Annotated in this window: 1 protein-coding gene; it reads left to right on the plus strand. The window is 71.1% G+C overall.

Going from position 1 to position 1,489, the window contains the following annotated elements; genetic code table 11:
• On the plus strand, positions 1–1,444 hold a 1,444-nt coding region (gene pyk, locus HSDC_RS16265), incomplete at its 5' end, for a pyruvate kinase (protein WP_064701012.1).
• Positions 1,445–1,489 lie beyond the last annotated feature (45 nt).

Genomic DNA, 1,489 nt, shown 5'->3' on the forward strand with positions numbered 1-1,489 from the left:
TCGCCGCACCAAGATCGTCGCCACCCTCGGCCCGGCCAGCGACAGGCCCGGCGTGCTCGAACGGATGATCGCCGCCGGCGTCGATGTGGTACGCCTCAACTTCTCGCACGGCGCGGCCGACGACCATCGCCGCCGGCTCGCCGAGGTCCGCGAGATCGCCACCCGGCTCGGCCGCAGCGTGGCCGCCCTGGGCGACCTCCAGGGCCCCAAGATCCGCATCGCCCGCTTCCGCGACGGCGCCGTGGAACTCGAGGCAGGCCAGGCCTTCGTGCTCGACGTCGCCCTGGACGGCGAAGCCGGCGACGCCAGCCGGGTCGGCTGCGACTACAAGGCTCTGGCCGACGACGTCGCCCCTGGCGATCGCCTGCTGCTCGACGACGGCCGCCTGGTGCTCGATGTTAACCGCGTGGCCGGCAGCGAGATCCACACCACCGTGGTGCAGGGCGGCCGGCTCTCCAACAACAAGGGCATCAACAAGCAGGGCGGCGGGCTCTCCGCCCCGGCCCTGACCGACAAGGACAAGGCCGATCTGGCGACCGCCATCGACATCGGGGTCGACTACCTGGCGGTGTCCTTCCCGCGCAGCGCCGCCGACATGCACGAGGCGCGCGAGCTGCTCGGCGAGGCCGGCGCCGAGATCGGCCTGGTGGCCAAGCTCGAGCGCGCCGAGGCGGTGGCCAGTGATGCCACCCTGGACGGCATCATCGAGGCCAGCCAGGCGGTGATGGTGGCGCGCGGCGACCTCGGCGTGGAGATCGGCGACGAGGCGCTGATCGGCACCCAGAAGCGCATCATCAAGCATGCGCGCAGCCACAACCGCGCAGTGATCACCGCCACCCAGATGATGGAATCGATGATCGAGTCGCCGCTGCCGACCCGCGCCGAGGTGTTCGACGTGGCCAACGCCGTGCTCGATGCCACCGATGCGGTGATGCTCTCCGCCGAGACCGCCGCCGGCGACTTTCCGGTGGAGACCATCGAGGCCATGGCGCGGGTCTGCCTGGGCGCCGAGCGCGAGCGCATTGCCCAGGAATCCGGGCACCGCATCCACGAAGGCTTCTCGCGGATCGACGAGACGATCGCCCTGTCGGCGATGTACGCCGCCAACCACCTCACCGGGGTCGCGGCCATCGCCTGCATGACGGCCACCGGCTACACGCCGCTGATCGCCTCGCGGATCCGCTCGGGGCTGCCGATCGTCGGGCTGGCCCACAACCCCGTCGCCCAGCGGCGCATGGCGTTGTATCGTGGCGTCATCTCCCTGCCCTTCGACACCAGCGAGATGACCGCCGGCGAGCTCAACGACCGGGCGCTGGAACGGCTGGTGGCGCAGGGCATTGCCGAGCCGGGCGATCACGTGATCCTGACCCGCGGGGACCACATGAACGCCCACGGCGGCACCGATACCCTGAAGATCCTGGCCGTGGAGAACCGCCATGCCTGATGCACGCCCGCAACGCAACGTCCGCCGCACCCTGCCGGCCCGCAC

This window comes from Halomonas caseinilytica (assembly GCF_001662285.1).
GTDB lineage: Bacteria > Pseudomonadota > Gammaproteobacteria > Pseudomonadales > Halomonadaceae > Halomonas > Halomonas caseinilytica.